At 67.3% G+C, this 16,327-nt stretch carries 15 protein-coding genes; 3 read left to right on the top strand and 12 right to left on the bottom strand.

From position 1 onward, the window contains the following. Window positions 1-7 precede the first annotated feature (7 nt). Window positions 8-808: an MBL fold metallo-hydrolase gene (locus tag N7573_RS10225; RefSeq protein WP_279912237.1), complete on the top strand. Its 801-nt coding sequence runs from the start codon at window positions 8-10 to the stop codon at window positions 806-808. Window positions 809-873: 65 nt separating this feature from the next. Here the strand turns inward: N7573_RS10225 and N7573_RS10230 are convergent, their stop codons facing one another. The 3 genes from N7573_RS10230 to N7573_RS10240 are packed head-to-tail and all read right to left on the bottom strand — an operon-like array spanning window position 874 to window position 3,033. After that, the gene (locus N7573_RS10230) at window positions 874-1,437 is read right to left on the bottom strand and encodes a hypothetical protein (protein WP_279912236.1); all 564 of its coding nucleotides are present in this window, start codon (window positions 1,435-1,437) and stop codon (window positions 874-876) included. After that, the gene (locus N7573_RS10235; protein ID WP_279912235.1) at window positions 1,434-2,675 is read right to left on the bottom strand and encodes a TonB family protein; all 1,242 of its coding nucleotides are present in this window, start codon (window positions 2,673-2,675) and stop codon (window positions 1,434-1,436) included. The genes N7573_RS10230 and N7573_RS10235 overlap by 4 nt, the downstream gene beginning before the upstream one ends. Continuing rightward, on the bottom strand, window positions 2,668-3,033 hold the full coding sequence (locus N7573_RS10240; protein WP_014648244.1) for a BlaI/MecI/CopY family transcriptional regulator: 366 nt from the start codon (window positions 3,031-3,033) through the stop codon (window positions 2,668-2,670). Before N7573_RS10240 ends, N7573_RS10235 begins: the two co-directional genes overlap by 8 nt. A 118-nt stretch (window positions 3,034-3,151) precedes the next feature. On the opposite strand from N7573_RS10240, the gene N7573_RS10245 reads away from it, so the two are divergent. Then, entirely contained in the window at window positions 3,152-3,709 is a 558-nt protein-coding gene (locus N7573_RS10245; protein ID WP_279912234.1) for a flavin reductase family protein, read from the top strand. Window positions 3,710-3,743: 34 nt separating this feature from the next. Next, window positions 3,744-5,696 (top strand): acetyl-CoA hydrolase/transferase C-terminal domain-containing protein, encoded by a 1,953-nt coding sequence (locus N7573_RS10250; RefSeq protein WP_279912233.1) that lies wholly within the window; start codon window positions 3,744-3,746, stop codon window positions 5,694-5,696. 88 nt (window positions 5,697-5,784) lie between these two features. Here the strand turns inward: N7573_RS10250 and N7573_RS10255 are convergent, their stop codons facing one another. The 9 genes from N7573_RS10255 to N7573_RS10295 all read right to left on the bottom strand — a co-directional run bounded on the left by N7573_RS10255 (window position 5,785) and on the right by N7573_RS10295 (window position 16,322). Continuing rightward, window positions 5,785-6,090: a HigA family addiction module antitoxin gene (locus N7573_RS10255; protein WP_014038309.1), complete on the bottom strand. Its 306-nt coding sequence runs from the start codon at window positions 6,088-6,090 to the stop codon at window positions 5,785-5,787. Between the two features lie 11 nt (window positions 6,091-6,101). Further along, window positions 6,102-6,380, bottom strand: a complete 279-nt coding sequence (locus N7573_RS10260) for a type II toxin-antitoxin system RelE/ParE family toxin (protein WP_049422655.1) — start codon at window positions 6,378-6,380, stop codon at window positions 6,102-6,104. Between the two features lie 305 nt (window positions 6,381-6,685). Beyond that, on the bottom strand, window positions 6,686-8,683 hold the full coding sequence (gene tkt, locus N7573_RS10265; protein WP_032127859.1) for a transketolase: 1,998 nt from the start codon (window positions 8,681-8,683) through the stop codon (window positions 6,686-6,688). Between the two features lie 338 nt (window positions 8,684-9,021). After that, the gene (locus N7573_RS10270) at window positions 9,022-10,341 is read right to left on the bottom strand and encodes a dicarboxylate/amino acid:cation symporter (protein WP_032127858.1); all 1,320 of its coding nucleotides are present in this window, start codon (window positions 10,339-10,341) and stop codon (window positions 9,022-9,024) included. A 57-nt stretch (window positions 10,342-10,398) separates the two neighbouring features. Next, entirely contained in the window at window positions 10,399-12,114 is a 1,716-nt protein-coding gene (locus N7573_RS10275; RefSeq protein ID WP_279912232.1) for a BatD family protein, read from the bottom strand. Further along, window positions 12,111-13,949 (bottom strand): tetratricopeptide repeat protein, encoded by a 1,839-nt coding sequence (locus tag N7573_RS10280; RefSeq protein WP_279912231.1) that lies wholly within the window; start codon window positions 13,947-13,949, stop codon window positions 12,111-12,113. Before N7573_RS10280 ends, N7573_RS10275 begins: the two co-directional genes overlap by 4 nt. After that, window positions 13,946-14,950 (bottom strand): VWA domain-containing protein, encoded by a 1,005-nt coding sequence (locus N7573_RS10285; protein ID WP_049400749.1) that lies wholly within the window; start codon window positions 14,948-14,950, stop codon window positions 13,946-13,948. Before N7573_RS10285 ends, N7573_RS10280 begins: the two co-directional genes overlap by 4 nt. Beyond that, complete coding sequence (locus N7573_RS10290) at window positions 14,947-15,396, bottom strand: DUF4381 family protein (protein ID WP_032127854.1); 450 nt, start codon at window positions 15,394-15,396, stop codon at window positions 14,947-14,949. The genes N7573_RS10285 and N7573_RS10290 overlap by 4 nt, the downstream gene beginning before the upstream one ends. Then, window positions 15,393-16,322 (bottom strand): DUF58 domain-containing protein, encoded by a 930-nt coding sequence (locus tag N7573_RS10295; RefSeq protein ID WP_049422629.1) that lies wholly within the window; start codon window positions 16,320-16,322, stop codon window positions 15,393-15,395. The genes N7573_RS10290 and N7573_RS10295 overlap by 4 nt, the downstream gene beginning before the upstream one ends. Window positions 16,323-16,327 lie beyond the last annotated feature (5 nt).

Consider the following 16,327-nt stretch of genomic DNA (forward strand, 5'->3'; position numbering starts at 1 on the left):
CGTTCCAATGTCAGTCCAGGTGCAGTCGTTCTTCCACCGTGACAGCAACACCTTCAGCTATCTGGTCAGCGACCCGGCCAGCGGCGAGGCAGCGCTGATCGACCCGGTCCTGGACTACGACCCGGATACCGACGCCAGCAGTGAAGCGCCGCTGCATGCCGCGTTGCAGGCCATCGAACAACAGGACCTGCAGCTGCGCTGGCTGCTGGAGACACACGCTCACGCCGATCACGTATCGGGTGGGCGCCGTCTCAAGCAACGCTTCCCCCAGGCCACGCTGGCCATCGGCGAAGGCATCCGCGCGGTGCAGGCCACCTTCGCGCCGCGCTACGGCCTGCAGCTTCCTGCGGCCGATGACATCTTCGATCACCTGTTCAGCGATAGCGAAACCTTTGCTCTGGGCGAACTGCGCTGTCAGGTGATCGCCGTGCCCGGCCATACCAGCGACAGCATCGCCTACCTGATCGACGATGCGCTGTTCACCGGTGACTCGCTGTTCATGCCCGACGGCGGTACCGCCCGCTGCGACTTCCCGGGTGGCGATGCCGCGCAGTTGTACCGTTCAATCCAGCGCCTGCTGGCGCTGCCCGATGCGACGCGCGTGTTCGTCTGCCACGACTACGGTCCGGGTGGTCGTGCATTCGCCAACGAAACCACCATCGGCGAACAGCGCGCACACAACATCCACGTGCATGACGGCGTGGCCGAGGCGGAGTTCGTCAGCGTGCGCCAGGCACGCGATGCGACGCTGGAAGAACCCAAGCTGATGCAGCCCGCGGTGAAGGCCAACATCCAGGGCGGGGCCTGATCCACGCGGCTGCGCTCGCCGGGCAAAGCCCGGCGCTATCAGTTTCCATCACGGACCACGGACGTTCATTTTCCCTGCGTCCGCACTACATGCCGGCCCTTCACGATCTCGAAGGTGAAGGCGTACTGCAAGGTCACCGCCACCGGCTCGACCCGTTCGGCGCCCCGGCAGTCACCGCGGTCGGCAGGCACCTTGCCAGCCGCGAAGTGGCAGACCGCTGCGGACGAGTATTTCCACATCGCCACGGCGTCCTGCGCAGCCTGCAGCAGGGGCGCATTCTCGCGTGCAGCCCCTGCGGCACAGTCCTGGCGATCGGTCAGCGGCATGCTGCGTTCGACGCTGCCCTGCGCATCCACCACCACCTGCAGGCAGATCGTAGTCGGCGCCAGTTCCGCGCGCGGATCACGATCGCCGACCTCCGGGTCCGGTGCCGCGTAGAGCTGTGGCATCCGGTAACCCTCGGTCGCACCCAGCGAATACACCTGCAACTGCCCACTGCCACCGCCCGCCTGCGGCTGCAGGCGCTGGTGGCCGACATTCTCGCTGCGGGTATCCACCGTGGTCAGCCGCTCCTGGCTGGCGCATCCGGCCAACAGCGCCGCCGTCATCCACAGCGGCGCGCACTTCACTTCGCGTCCTCGGTGTCGTCCATCGCAAAAGTGATCGGAATCTTCACTGCGCCTGCCACCGGCTTGCCGTTCTTCATTGCCGGACGATAGGTCCAGCTGCGCGCAGCCGCCACCGACACCGCATCGAACACGCCGGGATTGGTAGCGCTGAGCACCTGGACATCGGCGGGACGCCCCTGCGCATCCACCTCCACGCGCAGGTTCACCACGCCGACCTGGCGCTGCTCGACCGCAGACTTCGGGTAGGACGGCGGTGGCATCTTGTCGACCTGGATCGGACGATCCAGCCCTGCCTTGGCCGCATCTTCTTCAGCGTGCTCGAACGGCTCGACACCGATCCTCGGGCTCCCGGCCACGCCGCCCTGGCTGGCCCACGCCACCGCTCCCATTCCCAGACACAACCCGACCACCAGCACCTGCCCCGACACCCACGGCAATGCCTTCCGCTTGGACTGCTTCAACATGGCGATACGCTCCTTCAACACGGGTTGGCTGCGCCAATGGCAGACCGCTGGCGCAACCGGATGGACCAGCTGCGCCTTCAGCAGCGTGCTGGCGTAGAGACCGCGCAGCGCAGGCTGCGGGGCAATGGTGCGGGCATCGCAGGCCAGCTCCTGGTCACGCAGGAATCGGCGGGAGGCCCACGGCAGAAGCGGATGGAACCAGAACACCGCGCGTGCCATCAGCAGCGCCCCATTGGCCCAGTGATCGCCATTGCGACGGTGGCTGCGCTCGTGCTGCAGGATCAGGCCCTGCTCCTGTGCGGTGAACTGCTGGTCGAAATCCGGGCCTACCACGATGCGCGGACGCCACAGGCCGACCAGCGCGGGCAGGCCCGGGTCGGCGCTGGCCTGCCAGCTGCCATCGGCGCGTGCACACAGTTGGCCCATGCCACGTTCAAAGCGCCGGTGCGCACGTAGATCGCGTAGCAGACAAAGGACCGCCCCCAGCATCCATGCCAGCAGCAACAGCCCGGCCCACGGCAACGACTGCCCTGCCATGCCTTCGACGGCGCCGGGTACCACTTTCAGCGGCAGCGTTGGCACATGCTCCAGAAGTGCCACCTGCGGCAACGGCAGCATCAGTGCCAGCAGCAGCAACGGCAGCAGCCACCAGCTGCGGTAGGCCAACGCCACGCCCCCCAGCCGCACCAGCAAGGGTCGCAGCACCGCCAGCACGACCACGCCCACCGCCAGCCACAGGCTGGCCTGCCACAGCCCATCGAGCAGCTCAGTCATGGTCCAGCTCCTGGATCAGTTTCTTCAGTTCGGCGATGTCCTGCGCACTCAACTGGCCGCGTTCGCTGAAGTGCGCAACCAACGGCGCAACGCGCCCTTCGAAGACACGACCAATGAAGTCCTGGCTCTGCGCCTCCACCCAGGCCTGCCGCTGCAGCAGCGGCCGGTACAGGTAGCGCCGGCCATCGCGCTCGGCAGTAATCGCGCCCTTGGTCAGCAGGCGGTTGAGCAGGGTCTTGATGGTCGGCTCGGCCCAGTCACGGTGGGCCAGTGCGGCGACCACGTCATCGGCGCTACGCGGTGCCTGCTGCCATAGCACCTCCATCACAACGGCTTCGGCTTCGCTGATCGGGGTCATGGTTTACATCCGTAATCGACGACCCGATTACGCGCGTAATCGAATCGTCTGTCAAGCCCCTCGACTCCAGGTTCATCCCGGCTGCGCCAGCATCGATTCCTCCCGCCCCAGGCCCCGGATGAAAGCGCTGCCCAAGAAGGAATTCCCGGTCGAGCAGGCCCGCCGCTTCCTCGAACCCGGGCCGATCGTGCTGGTCAGCACCGCCTGGCGCGGCCAGCGCAACCTGATGACGATGGGCTGGCACATGGTGATGGGCTTCTCGCCTTCGCTGGTCGCCACCTACCTGTGGGACGCAAACCACAGCCATGCGCTGGCGCGTGGCAGCGGCGAGTGCGTGATCAATGTGCCGGGTGTGGAACTGCTCGATACCGTGGTGGACATCGGCAACTGCAGCGGCCGCGAGGTCGACAAGTTCGCCCGTTTCGAGCTTGATGCGCTGCCCGCGCGCGAGGTCGGCGCGCCGCTGGTCGGCCAATGCCATTCGTGCTTCGAATGCCGCTTGTACGACGACAGCCAGGTGGCGTCGAACAACCTGTTCATCTGGGAAATCGTACGCGCCCATGTTGCGCCCCGGCCGAAACTGCCGCGCACGATGCATTACCGGGGCGATGGGCGGTTCATGGTGTCTGGCGCCGAAGTCTCCCGTCGACGGCGGTTCAAGCCCGACATGCTGTAATGCCCGCACTCCCCCACACGCAGGACCGCCGCGCATGACCGAACACCTCACCGACCTGGACGCCGCCGTCGACTGGTTGTTTGCGCGCGTGGACGGGCCGCTGCGGATCGGGGCACCGCTGGCACTGGGCAAGCCGCATCGGCTGCTCAATGCCCTTTACGCACGCGTCGAGCACGATCCGTCGCGGCCACTGCAGCTGTATACCGCGCTGTCGCTGAACCCGCCGAAGGCGCGCGGCAACGGCCTGGAAGCGCGCTTCATGGCGCCGTTCGCGCAGCGCCATTTCGGCGACGATTTCCCGCGCCTGGCCTATGCCGATGCGATCGCGCGCGACGCGTTGCCGGCACATGTGCAGGTGGAAGAGTTCTACATGCAGTCCGGCGCCCTGCTCGGCTCGCGGCAGGCGCAGTCCAGCTATACCAGCCTGAACTACACCCACGCCGCCGATGCGGTGGCGCAGCGCGCGCCGCAGGTGATCGTGCAGAAGGTGGCGATGCGGCCGAACGACCGCCGGCTCTCGCTGTCGTGCAACAACGACATCACCCAGGACACGCTGGATGCGATGACCGCTCGCGGGCTGCCTCGCCCGCTGCTGATCGCCGAGATCGATCCGCAGCTACCCTACCTGGGTGGCTCGGCCACGGTCGATGTGTCGTTCTTCGATCTGGTGATCACCCCGCCACCACCGTACCCGGCGTTGTTCGGCCTGCCGCGGCAGCCGGTCGGCGATGCCGACTACGCGATCGGCCTGTATGCCAGCACGCTGGTGCGCGACGGCGGCACCCTGCAGATCGGCATCGGCACGCTGGCCGACGCGCTCAGCCATGCGCTGGTGCTGCGCCACACCGACAACGCGCGCTACCGGCGCGTGCTGCATGCGCTGGATCCGCAGCTGGCCAGCCACCCGCTGGTGCAGGAAATCGGCGGACTGGATCCGTTCGAGGTCGGCCTGTATGGCTGCAGCGAAATGCTCAACGAGGGCTTCCGCCGGCTGGTGCAGACCGGCGTGATCAAGCGCAAGGTGCACGATGACCTGGCGCTGATGCAACGCATCGAGAACGGCAGCACGCTGTCCATCGACCACGCCACCCTGGCTGCCGAGGGCGAGTATCTGCATGGCGCCTTCTACCTGGGCTCGCCGGAGTTCTACGAGTGGTTGCGCACGCTGCCGGAAGACGAATGCCGTGCGATCGGCATGCGCCGCATCAGCGAGATCAACCAGCTGTACGGTGGCAACGAGACACTAGAACGCCTGCAGCGCCGGCACGCGCGCTTCTTCAACTCCTGCATGATGGCCACCGCGCTGGGCGCGGCGGTGTCGGATGCGCTGGATGATGGACGTGTGGTGTCCGGCGTGGGTGGTCAGTACAACTTCGTGGCGATGGCACATGCGCTGCCGGAAGCGCGCAGCGTGCTGATGTTCCGCGCCGCGCGCGATGACAAGGGCCAGCGCGAATCCAACGTGCGCTGGAACTACGGGCACACCACCATCCCACGCCACCTGCGCGACATCTACCTCAACGAATACGGCATCGCCGACCTGCGCGGCCTGACCGACGAGGACTGCGTGCATGCGATGACTGCAATCACCGAGGCCCCGTTCCAGGGCGGCCTGCTGCAGCAGGCACACGCCTCGCGCAAGCTGCTGGCGGCCACGCAACCGGATCCGGAGCGCCAGCAGCGCAACACGCCGCAGGCACTGTCCGCGGCACTGGCACCGTTCCGCGTCGATGGCAGCCTGCCCGACTATCCGTTGGGCAGCGACTTCAACGAGATCGAGCAGGTGCTGGTGAAAGCGCTGGGCTGGCTGAAGGCCAACACGCAGACCCGCGGCGACAAGCTGCGCACGGTCTGGGCGGCGCTGCGGCAACCGGCTGGCGACGGCGATGCGGTGTACCTGCAGCGCATGGGCCTGCAGGCACCGAAGGATTTCGCCGAACGCCTGGACGCGCGACTGCTGCGCCTCGCACTGGCACGCACCGCCTGAAAAAAGGGGACGGAGGGGATTAAGTCGTTTGTGCATAAACGACTTAATCCCCTCCGTCCCCTTTTTCTCATCCACGCATGGCGTAGATCTACCGCTCTATCCTCACTGCATCCTCAAGATACAGACGGGCAATCGGTGGATGCGCTCGATGCTCGACCTGCCACAGGTCGTATGCCGCCTGCATCGCCAGCCACATGCGGGCATTGCCCAGACCTGCAAGCTCAAGGCGGAATGCAAGTTCCGCGGAGATGCCAGCGTGCCCGTTGATGATGGTCGACAGCTGTCCGCGCGAATAGCCAAGATGCTGCGCCAGCGCACTGATCGACATGCTTATCGCCGGCAGGATGTCTTCGCGCAGCGACTCTCCGGGATGCGGTGGATCATGCAACGGCATCGAGCAGACTCCTAGTGGTAATCAAGGTAATCGACCAGTTCGACGTCCAGCCCACGAAAGCGGAACACCAATCGCCAACTCGCCGAGACACTTACAGCCCAGTAGCCGCTATAGCTCCCGCGCAGTGGGTGCAGGCGATTTCCGGGCAGCCCCATGTCTCCAGGCAGCCGGGCTTGATCCAGCTGCAGAAGCAAACGCCGCAACCGAGCCACATGATCGGCACGGACTCCGGACATGTCGCCCCGCTCATAGAGCGCCTTCAGGCCCTTGTGCCTGAAGCTGACGATCATGCGGCGCCAGTGTAAGGCATCACCTTACACCCCGTAAATCCACCATGGGTTTCTGCGCCGCTCTTCTTGTCCATGACTACTTCCGGGGGTACCTCGGCAGGCCCTCCTTTTCGCAAGGAATGCAGGCTAGATGAAGAGGCCAACGCGACACTGGTGCCGCAGGGCGCAACATGCCGGACGAAAAAGGGACGGAGGGGATCAAGTCGTTTGTGCAAAAACGACTTAATCCCCTCCGTCCCCTTTTCTCTCGAGCAAAGAAAAGGCCGGCGTGCGCCGGCCTTTCCCTTCCTGCTTCGCGAGGCTGCTTACAGCGCCTTGGCCGCTTCCACCACGTGGGCGGTGGTGATGCCGAAGTGCTTGTACAGCTGGTCGGCGGGGGCCGAGGCACCGAAGGTGTCGATACCAATCACCGCACCGTCCAGGCCGACGAACTGGCGCCAGAAACCGGTGACACCGGCTTCCACCGCCACGCGCTTGCGCACGGCGTTCGGCAGCACCGATTCACGGTAGGCCGCATCCTGGCGCAGGAACACGTCGGTGGACGGCATCGAGACCACGCGGGTCTTGAGGCCGGCCGCATCCAGCTGGGCCTTGGCTTCGGTCGCCAGCGAAACTTCCGAACCGGTGGCGATCAGGATCACGTCCGGGGTACCGGCGGCATCGGCCAGGACGTAGCCACCGCGCTCGATCTGGGCGATCTGCTCGGCGTTGCGCGGCTGGTGCGGCAGGTTCTGGCGGCTGAACACCAGGCAGCTCGGACCATCCTGACGGGTGATCGCGGCCTTCCAGCTCACCGCCGACTCGACCGCATCGCACGGACGCCACACGTCGTTGTTCGGGATGTAACGCAGCGAAGCCAGGTGCTCCACCGGCTGGTGGGTCGGGCCGTCTTCGCCCAGGCCGATCGAATCGTGGGTGTAGACGTGGATGGCGTGGGCCGGAATCAGCGCGCTCATGCGCACGCCGTTGCGGGCGTAATCGCTGAACACCAGGAAGGTGGCGTCGAACGGAATGAAGCCGCCGTGCAGGGCCAGGCCGTTGGCAATGGCGGTCATGCCGAACTCGCGCACGCCGTAGTACACGTAGTTGGCGTTGGCGTCGTCGCTGGCGACCGACTTGCTGCCCTTCCACAGGGTCAGGTTGGAGTGCGCCAGGTCGGCCGAGCCACCGACGATTTCCGGCAGCAGCGGGGCGTAGGCTTCGATGGCCAGCTGCGAGGCCTTGCGCGAAGCGATCGTCGGGCCTTCAGCGGCCACCTGGGCGATGTAGGCATCGGCCTTGGCAACGAAGTCGGCCGGCAGCTCGCCGTGCGAACGGCGGGTCAGCTCGGACGCTTCAGCCGGGTACTGGCTGGCGTACTTGTCGAACAGCTGTTCCCACTCGGCCTGGCGCAGGGTGCCAGCGCCATTGGCGCGCCAGCCGTCGTAGATCGCCTGCGGGATCTCGAACGGACCGTATTCCCAGCCCAGCTGCTTGCGGGTGGCTTCCAGCTCGTCCTTGCCCAGCGGAGCGCCGTGGCTGGATTCCTTGCCCGCCTTGTTCGGCGAACCGAAACCAATGGTGGTGCGGCAGCAGATCAGGGTCGGCTTGTCGCTCTGCGACAGCGCGGCCTCGATGCCGGCCTTGATGCTTTCCGGGTCGTGGCCATCGACATCGCGCACGACGTTCCAGCCATAGGCCTCGAAACGCTCCGGGGTATTGTCGGTGAACCAGCCCTCGACGTTGCCGTCGATGGAGATGTGGTTGTTGTCCCAGAAGCAGACCAGCTTGTGCAGGCCCCAGGTACCGGCCAGCGAAGCGGCTTCATGCGACACGCCTTCCATCAGGCAGCCATCGCCCATGAACACCCAGGTGCGGTGGTCGACCACTTCCAGCTCCGGGCGGTTGAAGCGCTGTGCCAGCAGCTTCTCGGCCAGGGCGAAGCCCACGGCATTGGCGAAACCCTGGCCCAGCGGGCCGGTGGTGGTTTCCACGCCCGGGGTCTCGTGGCGTTCCGGGTGGCCGGCGGTGTGGCTGCCCAGCTGGCGGAACAGCTTCAGCTGCTCGATCGGCAGGTCGTAACCGCTCAGGTGCAGCAGCGCGTACTGCAGCATCGAACCGTGGCCGTTGGACAGCACGAAACGGTCGCGGTTGAACCAGTGCGGGTTGCTCGGGTTATGGCGGAGATAGTCGTTCCAGAGGACTTCGGCGATGTCGGCCATGCCCATGGGCATGCCGGGGTGGCCGGACTTTGCGGTTTCAACCGCATCGGCGGCAAGGAAGCGGATGGCGTTGGCCAACTGGCGACGGGTAGGCTGCGTCATGGTTCTGTCGGAATCGGGAGGCGGCCGCGGACGTGCGGGCGGCCTATTGTCCCATAGTCGCCGGGCGGGGGGGTCGGTTCACCTTGCCCGGTCGTGCCGGCCGCTGGCCGGCAGTTGCGCAGAATTCAATGAAGATCATGAAGTTGCCGGCCAGCGGCCGGCACTACCCGCCCCCGGAGTTCGGGGGCTGCGCCATAGGCGCCGGGGTGTGGAGGCCGGTAAGGGGGGCCCGCGATTCGCATCGCGAAACGTGGGAGCGGCAGCGCGCATGCGATGACGCGTACCCGGCCAGCGGCCGGCACTACCCGTCCCCGGAGTCCGGGGACGGGAATCCGGTCTCAGTCCTGCTGCGGGCCCAGCGCCGGGCCATCGTGCGACTCGCCCTTGGCCACCAGGGTGGTCAGGGCCAGGTCGCCGGTCACGTTCAGCGCGGTACGGCACATGTCCAGGAAGTGGTTCACGCCCAGGATCAGGCCGATGCCCAACGGGTTCACGCCCACCATCGCGCAGATCATCGCCACCACCGGCAGCGAGCCTGACGGCACGCCGGCCGTGCCGATGCCACCGAGGATGCAGACCGCCATCACCATGATCTGCTGGCCGATGCTCAGGTCCACGCCGAAGAACTGGGCCAGGAAGATCACCGTCACGCCCTCGAACAGCGCGGTGCCGTTCTGGTTGGCGGTGGCGCCCACGGTCAGCACGAAGCGCGACACGCGCTGCGGCAGGCCCATCTGGTCGGCCACGCGCAGCGCGGTCGGCAGGGTGGCGTTGCTGGAGGCGGTGGAGAACGCCATCACCGTCGCTTCCTGGGTATCGCGGAAGAACGACAGCGGCGAACGACCGGACAGCCATACGGCCGTACCGTAGCTCACCACCATGTGCAGGCCGAGTGCCAGCACCACCACGCCCACGTAGGCACCGAGGCGGATGATCAGCTCGAAGCCGAACAGCGCGGCCAGGTTGAACATGAAGCAGGCCACCGCATACGGGGCCAGGCGGATGACCAGGTTGATCAGGGTCATCGAAATTTCGAACACGCCTTCGATGGCGCGGCGCAGCGGCGCGACCTTCTCGTTGTCGGTCAGCACCATGCCGATGCCGAACATCAGCGCGAAGAACATCAGCGACAGGATCGCGCCGTTGTCAGACGCGGCCTGCAGCACGTTGCTCGGCACGATCGACAGCAGCATGTCCATGCCCTTCGGCGTGCCGTGGATGCCCGCGACAATCTCCTTGCTGCGCTCGGCGTTCTCCGACAGCATCATCGCAGCGACCTGCGGGTCGACGCCCACACCCGGCTTGAGCAGGTTCACCAGCACCAGCCCGATGCCCACGGCAATGCCGGACAGCAGCACGGTATAGGCCAGGGTCTTCCAGCCGATGCGGCCTAGGGCGCGGATGTCGCCCATCTCCGACACACCCATGATCAGCGCCGAGAAGATCAGCGGCACGATCAGCATGAAGATCAGGTTGAGGAACAGGCCCGACGCCGGGGTGGTGATGTAGTCCATTACCCACTTGGCACCGGCCTGCAGACCATCGACGCTGCCGCCCAGGGCGTGCACGATCAGTCCCAGGATCAGGCCGATCGCAAAGCCGATGCCCATCTTCCAATGCAGGGGCAACTTCTTCTTGTCGGCAGCAGCTGCTGTCATGCGCGGGTTTCCTCGAAAAATGAATGCACTCTAACAAAGCGCGCAAGCGGCGCCGGTTCAGGTTCGCCGCGGCGGATACAGCGGCGCCAGGCCAGTGTCAGCGGTCTTTGCTGCCGCCGACCAGTGCGGTCCGTCACGGAAGACCTCGCGCAGGCGCGTGCGCAGCGGCGCAAGATCACCCTGCCCGCCCCATCGGGCCTGCTGCAGTTCCTGCAGCACCTGGCGCTGGGCGGCATCCTCAAGCCGCGCGATGACCTGCTCGATACGTTCGACACCGGCCATCGCACACAGCTGCGCTTCCACCTGATCAAACCCTTCACCATCCAGCGCGCGGCGCAGTTCGGCCACGCCGGCACGTCCAGTCGCCACAGCCGGCACAGCGCCCTTGGCCGCCACGGGTGCCGCCACGCGCGGGCGACGGCCTCGCTGCCAGCCCCACAACAGCGTCAACAGCCACAGCAACGCCAGGCCGATGGCGGCGCCCATCCACGGCCACGGACGCTCGGACAAACCACTGGCGCGCGGATCGGTCGCCGCGATACGGCTGTCCTGGCCATCGCCATCCGGCAGCGCCGCATCGGTGTCGATCGGCGGCAGCGGTGCAGGTGACGCACTGCCAGCCCCGTTACCGGCCACCACGGCCAGCGTCAGGTCCGGCAGCTTCGCTTCCTGTGCCTTGCCATTGCGCACGTCCCACCACGGCAGGCGCGGCCCCGGCACCACCAGCGAACCCGGCTGGCGCGGCACGATCGAATAGCGGCGGGTGATCTTCAGCCGCGGGGTACTGCCATTGAAGGTCTCTTCGTACTGCGCAGGTTCTGCGAACACCTGCGCGGCGTTGCCGACGTCGGGCACCGGCAGATCGGTGAACTGCGCGCGGGTGGCGCCTTCGGCAATCGCCTCCACCACCACGTTGGCCGCCTCGCCGGTACGGGCGCTGGTCGGTGCACTGGTGTAGCGCAGCTGCAGGCCCTGCAGCGGCAGCCATGGCTGCGGCGCCTGTGCCGGTTGCGCCTGCACCTGCAACGTGCGATCGGCGCCAGTGGCATTCATGCGCCCGTCGCCGCCGCCGAAGAAATCGTCGAAGAAGCCACCGGCACTGCGCCCGCTGAAGCGCGCACCGGCCAGCCGAAGTGCACCGCTGCGCTCGGGGATCAGCAGGAAGCGCCGCTCGACCACGTTGTAGCGGCGGCCGTTGACCTGTCGCACATCGGTGCGGTCATCGCCCACCCGCTGCAACGACGCGCCGCCCGGTGTATCCAGCACCAGTTCGCCGGAGGCCAGCTGCGAAGCGAAATACAACCGCACCACCACGCCTACGCTCTGCTGCACATACGGTGTCTCGTCATCGACAGCGGTTTCGATGAACGCCACCGCATTGCTGTCGGGACCTGCCACGGCAGCGGCATCCACCTGCAGGGTCAACGGTGCGGTACGTACGCTGCCCACCTGCAGGCCCGGCACCACCAGTGCACCGCTACGCCGTGGCGTGAGTGCCACGCCATACAGATTGCGCTGCTGCATGCTGCCATTGCTCCACGCTACCTGGCGGCTGCTGGTCTGCCCGCTGAGGTCGAAGTCTGTTCGCAACGGTGTGAAGTCAGGGGCGCCCTGGTCGCTCTCGACATTGAGCGTGACCGTGTCACCCATCGCGATGCGGTCGCGGTCCAGCCACGCACGCGGCTGCGCCCAGGCCAGCAGCGGCAGCCACAGCAGCAGCGCCGCCAGTACCTGTCGGGGCCAGTGCCCGTGCATGTTGATCGCCCGCGTCATCGCCCTTCCCTCTTCCTGCGTTCGTTTTCCAGCTGGAACTTGGCCCGCAGCAATGCGCCCGGATCATCCGGCACGCGTCGCATCCACGCCTCCACCGCCTGCTGCTCCTCGCGTTGGCGTGGGGTGGTGCCATCGCTGCCTGGTACCGGCTTGCCGTCCTTGTCGGCCTGACCCTCGCGCGCCTGCTGCATCGCCTGCTGCATGCGCTGGCGCTGCTGTTCATCGGCCTGCGCCTGCGCCTTGGCATCCTCCACCTGTGGCGGCGCCTGCTGTCCATCGCGGCCGCGCTCGCCGGGCTGCGGGCTCGACTGGTTCTTGTCGTCACCGGGATTGGGCTGGCCCTGCTGACCCGACTGTGGCTGTCCCTGACCGGGATTCTGCTGGCCCTGCTGCGGCTGCTGGCCCTGCGGATTCTGCTGGCCCTGTGAATCGTTCTGCTGCTTCTGCTGCCCGTTCTGCGGTGGCTTCTGCTGATCCTGGCCTTTGCCACCCGACTGCTTGCGCTTGCGCGCGGCATCGACCACGGCACGGTTGGCGACCGCATCGGCCATGCCGGGATGCAGTGCCAGCGCGCGGTCGTAGGCGGCAATGGCTTCGTCGTAGTTGCCCTGGCGGGCCAGCGTATTGGCCAGGTTGTACCAGCCCGCATCGCTGTCGATGCCCTCGAACTGCTTGCGGGCACTGGCGAAATCACCGTTGCGGTAAGCCTGCGCACCTTCGGCCAGACGCTGGTGCTGCACCTGGTCGGCGCGCTTCCACAGCGTGCCCTGCGCCGGCGGTGCGGCCGGCACCGCGGGCGCCTGCGCCTGCACATCACTCATCCATGGCAACAGGCCCACCGCCAGCACCGCCGCCAGCAGCGCGCGGCGTCGGAAGGCCAACAGCGCCAGCAGCATCACCGGTGGCAGCAGCCAGAACCCTTCATCACGCCATTGCTTGCCCTCGCCGGGCCGCTGCGCCGCAGTACCTTCGCGTGCATCAAGTACGCCCAGCGCACGCAGATCACTGTCATCGGTGGCGATGCGGGCATAGCGGCCTCCGCCTGCGGTCGCCACCGCACGCAGGCTGCCTTCATCCAGCGCGGCCTGGCGGATCTGCCCAGTGCCATCCCGGTACGCCGCACCGGCAGATGTGCCCAGCCCCAGTACCGACACCTGCATGCCGAGGCTGCGCGCCTGCGCTGCGGCCAGTGCCGCTTCATCATCCGCCTGATCGCTGACCAGCAGGATCTGCCCCCGCAATGCCCCGATCTGGCGCATCAACCGCGTCGCCCAGTCGATGCCACGGTCGGCGCGTTGTCCGTCGCGCGGCATCACATCCGGCGACAGCGCGTCCAGATACAGCGCGACGTTGCTGCCGTCATCGGTCAGCGGTGCCACGGTGTAGGCATCCTCGGCATAGACCACCAGGCCCACCTGGCCACCCTGGCGGGCACGCAGCAGCTCGCCCACTTTCGCCCGAGCCTGCAGCAGGCGCGACGGCGGCAGATCGGTGGCATTGATCCGGCTGGACAGATCCAGCACGACCAGCAGCGGTGCGCTGGCCTGGAACATCGGTTGTGCCTGCTGCCGCCAACTCGGCCCGGCCATGGCCAGCGCTGCCAGGGTCCAGCCCAGCAGCACGGCCCAGGGCAGGCGTGCACGGCGGCGCGTGCCCGCAGCCAGCAGATGTGGCAACAGGTGGGCATCCACCGCTGTTCGCCACACGTCGCTGCGCCGCTGCCGATACAACGCCACAGCGATGATCAACGGCAGCGCCAGCAACGCCCACAGCCATTCCGGACGCAGGAAGTGCAGCGCGTTCCAGTCAGGAAGATTCGAAGCAAGCGCGATCATCGGCGACGCTCCGGCCACAGCCAGGCCAATGCGCCCAGCAGCAAGGCCAGGCCCAGCGCCCATGCATAGCGTTCCTCGCGCGGTCGCAGGCTTGGTCCCTTCGCAGCGATCGGCTCGAGCCGGTCCAGTTCGGCATAGATGCCGGCCAGCTGTGCAGTGTCGCGGGCGCGGAAGAACTGGCCGCCGGTCATGCTCGCGATCTTCTTCAAGGTAGCCTCGTCGACCGGATCCTGGTCGGCGGAAATGGGAATACCGAACAGGCGCATGCTGCCATCACCGCCAAAGGCGACGGTGTGGATACGCACGCCCTCGGCACGTGCGACTTCGGCGGCACGCAGCGGTTCCAGCACGCCGGCATTGCTGACGCCGTCGGTCAGCAGAATCAGCACGCGCTGGCCTTCAGGCTGGCTGCGCAGGCGCTTCACTGCCAGGCCGATGGCATCACCGATGGCGGTCTCGCGCCCGGCCAGGCCGACCACGCTGTCGCGCAGCTGGTCGCGCACGCTGGCCAGATCCGCCGTAAGCGGCGTCAGCGTGTAGGCGCGGTCGCCGAAGATCAGCAGGCCGATGCGATCACCGGCACGACGATCAAGGAAATCGGCCAGCACGGCCTTGGCCGCGGTCAGGCGATCCACCGCCTGCCCGCCCAGCACCATGTCGCCCTCGCCCATGCTGCCGGACACGTCCATCGCCAGCATCATCTGCCGGCCCTCCTGCGGAGGCGTGATCGCTTCACCCAGCTGTTGCGGGCGAGCCAGTGCGACGCACAGCGCGCACCAACCCAGCCACAACAGCAGCGTGCGCAGCCACGACACGTCAACGCGGCCGCCACCGGACAGCGCTTCCAGTTCCGTCGCCGCATAGGGCACCCGCAGCGCAGCGCCGGGATCGGCACGACGCTTCCACCAGCGCATCAGCAACGGCAACGGCAGCGCCAGCAGGGCCAGCGGCCACGCCAGCTGCAGGTCCGGCCATGGCCAGTAACTTGCCAGCAGGTTCATCGGCGCCGCTCCAGCAGCATGGCCAGGTAGCGCTCGCGCGCCCAGCGGCGTACTGCGGCCACCTCGTTGACGTCCACCCGTGGGCGATAGGCACCTTCGGCCAACAGGCTTCGGCGTGCTTCCGGCAATGTGCCCTGCGGATCCACGCGCTGCCACCAGGCGTCATCGCGCAGGGATTCACTGCCGGGCTGCGCCTGGCGTGCGGCGCGACGCAGCAGTCCGGCGATGGCTGCCAGTTCCGCAGCAGCATCGGCGGTGGATGCCAGCTCCTGATCGAACAGCTGCAACCAGCGTTGGCGGCGACGGCGACGTTGCCACCAGAAGAAGGCCGCCACCACCAGCAACAGCAGCACCACGCCGCCGATCATCAGATAGCCCGGTGCCGGCGGCCACCATGATGGAGCGGGTGGCACCTGCACATCGCGCAGCGGCAGGTTCGCGCTCATGCCGGCACCTCGGTCGGGGATGGCGCCAGCCAGGCATCACTGGGCGCGTCGGTGGACAGCACCTGCACATCGACGCGGCGCGCTCCCAGCTGGCGCCGCAGGTCCTGCAGCGGTTCAACGAAATGGGCCTGCCAATGAGCCTGGACCTCGCTGCGTCGCAGGTCGAGGCCGATGCGCTGCTGCAGGGTCTGGAACTGTAGCGCGGCTGACGGAGGCTGCAGTTCCAATGGATCCACCAGCAGCACCAGACTGAGGTCGTGGTGCTGGGCCAGCGCACTCCAGCGCGCCGGCGGAATACGGATGGCCTGCTGCGGATCGGCCAGCACCAGCACACGTGCACCCGGGCGCAGGACGCGACCGGCATGGTCCAGCGCACGTTCCAGGCCAAGGTCATCGGCCGGGGGCTGCGCATACCAGCGGGTGAGCGCGTCCAGCACGCGCAATACGCCGCGCGGGCCGCCTGCCGGTGCAATCGGTGGTTCACGGTCGCTGCCACGCAGGGCGCCGATGCGATCGCCACGACGCTGCGCCGACCACGCGGCGACGGCGCCCGCGCGTGCAGCCTGCACCGATTTGAAGCGCACGCGGGTGCCGAAGTACAGGGCCGGCGAGGTATCGGCCACGATCAGGCTGACCCGCTCGCGTTCGGCCTGGAACAGCTTGGTGTGGGCACGACCGGTCCGCGCGGTCACCCGCCAATCGATATGCCGTGCATCATCACCGGCCACGTACTCGCGTGACTCCGCATATTCCATGCCACGCCCGCGCAGCGGCGACGGCGCCTGCCCGGCGTTGCCGGCACGGCCACGGCGTGGCGGCGGCGGTCGCTGTGCAAGGCGGCGCAGCGCCACCAGTTCGGACAGTTGCGGGCGCAGCCCGTCACCGTCACTGACGGAGGAGGCGTGGTGCAGGGATGGATCGGTCATGCGCA

Origin of the sequence: Stenotrophomonas sp. GD04054, assembly GCF_029836955.1 — a bacterium.
In the GTDB taxonomy this organism is placed as follows: domain Bacteria; phylum Pseudomonadota; class Gammaproteobacteria; order Xanthomonadales; family Xanthomonadaceae; genus Stenotrophomonas; species Stenotrophomonas maltophilia_A.